General features: G+C 66.0%; 8 protein-coding genes. All 8 read left to right on the top strand.

Annotation, left to right across the window (positions count from 1 at the left end):
• Positions 1 to 399 (top strand): regulatory protein GemA (locus tag EPD66_RS23350; RefSeq protein ID WP_185961595.1); only part of this gene is annotated, 399 nt, incomplete at its 5' end.
• The gene (locus EPD66_RS23345) at positions 392 to 787 is read left to right on the top strand and encodes a helix-turn-helix domain-containing protein (RefSeq protein WP_142850972.1); all 396 of its coding nucleotides are present in this window, start codon (positions 392 to 394) and stop codon (positions 785 to 787) included. The genes EPD66_RS23350 and EPD66_RS23345, both read left to right, overlap by 8 nt.
• 67 nt (positions 788 to 854) lie before the next feature.
• The gene (locus EPD66_RS23340) at positions 855 to 1,301 is read left to right on the top strand and encodes a cell wall hydrolase (RefSeq protein ID WP_142850971.1); all 447 of its coding nucleotides are present in this window, start codon (positions 855 to 857) and stop codon (positions 1,299 to 1,301) included.
• A gap of 7 nt (positions 1,302 to 1,308) precedes the next feature.
• The gene (locus tag EPD66_RS23335; protein WP_142850970.1) at positions 1,309 to 1,842 is read left to right on the top strand and encodes a hypothetical protein; all 534 of its coding nucleotides are present in this window, start codon (positions 1,309 to 1,311) and stop codon (positions 1,840 to 1,842) included.
• Positions 1,842 to 2,048 (top strand): hypothetical protein, encoded by a 207-nt coding sequence (locus EPD66_RS23330; RefSeq protein WP_142850969.1) that lies wholly within the window; start codon positions 1,842 to 1,844, stop codon positions 2,046 to 2,048. The genes EPD66_RS23335 and EPD66_RS23330 overlap by 1 nt, the downstream gene beginning before the upstream one ends.
• Positions 2,041 to 2,181 (top strand): hypothetical protein, encoded by a 141-nt coding sequence (locus EPD66_RS24220; RefSeq protein ID WP_185961594.1) that lies wholly within the window; start codon positions 2,041 to 2,043, stop codon positions 2,179 to 2,181. The genes EPD66_RS23330 and EPD66_RS24220 overlap by 8 nt, the downstream gene beginning before the upstream one ends.
• Entirely contained in the window at positions 2,174 to 2,566 is a 393-nt protein-coding gene (locus tag EPD66_RS23325) for a DUF2730 family protein (RefSeq protein WP_142850968.1), read from the top strand. The genes EPD66_RS24220 and EPD66_RS23325 overlap by 8 nt, the downstream gene beginning before the upstream one ends.
• Positions 2,563 to 3,153, top strand: coding sequence for a hypothetical protein (locus tag EPD66_RS23320; protein WP_142850967.1), 591 nt, complete (start codon positions 2,563 to 2,565; stop codon positions 3,151 to 3,153). Before EPD66_RS23325 ends, EPD66_RS23320 begins: the two co-directional genes overlap by 4 nt.
• Positions 3,154 to 3,271: the final 118 nt, after the last annotated feature.

The following is a 3,271-nucleotide window of genomic DNA, read 5'->3' as shown; positions in this document are numbered from 1 at the left end:
CTGGCCAAGGTCCATATCGCGCGCAAGGAACTCGCCCTCGACGAGGAGACCTATCGCGCCATCCTCAAGCGGATCACCGGCCAAGACAGCGCCAAGGGCCTGCGCGATCACCAACTCGATCAGATCCTGAAGGAGTTCAAGCGCCTGGGCTGGAAGCCGGCGAAGGCGGCCTTGCCGGCACCGGCAGCCCGCGATCCGCAATCGCAGATGATCCGGGGGCTTTGGATCGAGTTGGGCAAAGCGGGGCAACTCGTCGACCGCTCCGAGAAAGCCCTGCGCGCCTGGATCGAGAACCAGGTCGGCAAGTCCGACCTGCGCTTCTGCGATGCGCGCGAGAAGCGGCGCCTGATCGAGCAGCTGAAGCGCTGGACCGAGCGGACGGGGGGCGGCCATGGCTAAGGCGCGGCCGGCGCCGCGCGGCCTGCCGCAAGCTTATATCGATCTGACCGAGCACACATCTGTTGACGTGGCCAATGCCGTGGTAAAGCATTTCGGCGGCACGCGGATCTATGTGCCGGCGGGCTTGACCGAGGGGCATCCTCTCCTGGTGCTCGGCCGGGAGATGGCCCTCCAGCTGATCGCGCATTACGCCGGCAACAGCATTGATGTGCCGGCGCTGCGCAGCCAGGGGCGCCGCGCCCTGGTGGCCGACCTGTTGCAGCGCGGCTGGAGCAAGGCCAGGATCGCCCGCGCAGCCGGCATCACCGAGCAGCGGGTCTACCAGATCCAGCGTGATCTGCCTGATGCCCGCCAGCTCGACCTGATCGAGTATCTGGCCCAAGGCTAAAGTCCTTTAGCTGGGTTGCCGCCGCACGCGCGCGCATCCTGCCGGGGTACCCCTTACGGGAGGCCCCATGACCCAATTATCCCCGTCCGCTACGGACATCGACATCCTGGCCCGCACACTCTACGGCGAGGCGCGCGGCGAAGGCATCGCCGGCATGACCGCCGTCGCGCATGTCATCTTGAATCGCGTGCGCCGGCGGCGCTGGTATGGCGCAGGCGTGCCCGGATACCAGGATCACAGCATCGCTGCGGTCTGTCTCAAGGCTTGGCAATTCTCGTGCTGGAATGCCGCCGACCCCAACCGTCCGAAATTGATCGCGGCCGACCTGTCCGATCCGGCCTTGCGCCGGGCGACGCTGGTCGCCTGCGCCGTTGTCAACGGCGAGCCCGGATTCACGGACGCCACCCAGGGCGCCGATCATTACCACACCCGCTCGGTGTCGCCCGACTGGGCGCAGGGCCGCAAGCCCGTCGTCAGCATCGGCTCGCACCTCTTCTACAACGACATTCCGTGAGGGTGTGATGCTCAACGGCTACAAGACGATTATCGCCAACATCCTGATGGTCGGCCTCGGCCTGATCGGCATCAAGACGGACATGGCCATGGCCATGCAATATGCCGATGCCTTTATTTTGCTCTGGGGCCTGCTCAATCTGATCCTGCGCGCCGTCACCAGCGCGCCGATCTTCAACCGCAACAAGCCGCCCGCCGTCAATCATTCGATCCTGGCCCTGGCGCTGGTCGTGCCTGCACTGACCATCGGCCTTTCTGCCTGTGCCACACCCAAGGCCGAGTCCCTGGAGCAACGGGTCTGGGCGCTTGAAGCGGATTATCAGCAGGCGCAGCGCGTCGCCCTGGCAGCCATCCAGTCGGGCAGCCTCTCGGCCAATACTCAGGCGCATATCCGCCGTCTCGAAGCCATCGCCTACGCCTCGGTCTCCGCTGCGCGCGAGGCCGCACGCAAGGGCGAGGATGTTGGCCTGCCGGCCGCCCTGTCGGCGGCGCGGGAGGCGGTGGAGGCGCTCTCCGACTACCTGCATCAAGGGGAAAGCTGATGGACAAGATGATGCTGGCCCAACTGCTGCTGATGGGTCTGAACATCGCCGATGCCGCCGCGCGTGGTGTCTCCGCCGCAGTCCAGGCGCGCAAGGATATCGAATCGATGGTGCGGGAGTGCCGAAATCCGACGCCCGAGGAGTGGGACCGCCTCGCGGCAGTGTCGGACGAGCTGCACGCGAAGATCCAAGGTCATCATGGCTGATCTGGGCGACCAGGCGCAGGCGGCGGAAGAGCTATTCCGCCGCTGGGCGCTTGAACGAGCGTTGAAGCGCCGGCCGGTGCCGGCAGGCCAGGCTCCTCAGAAGGAAAGCGGGAAGAGCGAAAAGAATGGCTGAGTGGAGCGAGTGGCTGAAGATGGCACTGATGATCGGCGGTACGGCTGGCGGCGCAGTTTCGACGATCTGTGCCTGGATCATCTGGGCCATGCGGCGCGAATGGGTGACCAAGGCCGAACTCTCGGTCTTCCAGACCCGCCATGCCGAACAGCATGCCGAACTGGATCGCCGCCTGCATGCCGGCGAGGTGCGATTCGAGCGCCTTGAAACGACCCTCAACCACATGCCGACGAAAGAAGACCTGGACCGGATCAGCCAGCAGGTCGGTCTGATCGCCGCCAATGTCCAGGGCATCCAATCGACGGTGGAAGGGGTGAACAAGGCCGTAGCCGGGTTGCAGGATACGGTCAACACCCTGGTGCATATCGGACTGGAAGGAAGATGAGCAATTTCTCCGCCCGCTGGCTGGGACATGTCCGGCTGGCCATGCTGCGCCTGGTCACCGACCAGCCCGCCGATGAGAATGCCCGGATCTGCATCCTGCGAGATCTGGCCCGCTGCCCCGGCCTCAGCGCCACCGTCTCGTTGCTGCATGACGGCATGAGCGATTACGGCCTGAGCCTGACCCGCGACCAGGTGCGCGTCCTGGTCAAATGGCTGGCCGATCAGGGATTGGTCGCCCGCCAGGTGCAACCCGCCGAAGGGGCGATGCTGACCCAGGCCGGGCTTGATGTCGCCCAGGGCCACACTACTTGTCCCGGCGTCGCGCCGCTGCCCACCATCGCCTGGGTGGTCGACGGCCTCAACGCCCTGACCCTGACCGTCTCGACCTTGGATGTCGAGGAGCAGATCGCTTGGCTGGCGCAGCAAGGTCTGGTGGCAAATCAGCCCGGCCTGCTGCTGGCGACGCCTCGCGGCCGCGAGGTTGCGATGGGCCGGGCAGCGGTCGATGGCGTTAGGGCGCCCTCGCCGAGTGCCATCATGGCCGCTGCCGCTAACGCCGCGAAGGGCGTGCTGGGAGGCGGCGCATGAGCTGCCCCAATTGCGGCGAGCCGATGGTCAAGGCCATCTATCTCGGCCTGCCCGGCGAGTTCTGCGAGAGCTGCAATACCCTGACCGGGTTGGCGGCCTATGCACCGCCGGTGGCCAA

Origin of the sequence: Telmatospirillum sp. J64-1, from assembly GCF_006980715.1 — a bacterium.
In the GTDB taxonomy this organism is placed as follows: Bacteria; Pseudomonadota; Alphaproteobacteria; order Rhodospirillales; family Magnetospirillaceae; genus Oleiliquidispirillum; species Oleiliquidispirillum nitrogeniifigens.
The sequence above is the reverse complement of the archived record's forward strand: the minus strand, read 5'-3'. Positions and strand labels throughout refer to the sequence as shown.

What these genes read in the sequence shown, in the direction of transcription:
- EPD66_RS23345 (WP_142850972.1), top strand. Translation starts at nt 392, where the DNA reads ATGGCTAAGGCGCGGCCGGCGCCGCGCGGCCTGCCGCAAGCTTATATC.
- EPD66_RS23340 (WP_142850971.1), top strand. Translation starts at nt 855, where the DNA reads ATGACCCAATTATCCCCGTCCGCTACGGACATCGACATCCTGGCCCGC.
- EPD66_RS23335 (WP_142850970.1), top strand. Translation starts at nt 1,309, where the DNA reads ATGCTCAACGGCTACAAGACGATTATCGCCAACATCCTGATGGTCGGC.
- EPD66_RS23330 (WP_142850969.1), top strand. Translation starts at nt 1,842, where the DNA reads ATGGACAAGATGATGCTGGCCCAACTGCTGCTGATGGGTCTGAACATC.
- EPD66_RS24220 (WP_185961594.1), top strand. Translation starts at nt 2,041, where the DNA reads ATGGCTGATCTGGGCGACCAGGCGCAGGCGGCGGAAGAGCTATTCCGC.
- EPD66_RS23325 (WP_142850968.1), top strand. Translation starts at nt 2,174, where the DNA reads ATGGCTGAGTGGAGCGAGTGGCTGAAGATGGCACTGATGATCGGCGGT.
- EPD66_RS23320 (WP_142850967.1), top strand. Translation starts at nt 2,563, where the DNA reads ATGAGCAATTTCTCCGCCCGCTGGCTGGGACATGTCCGGCTGGCCATG.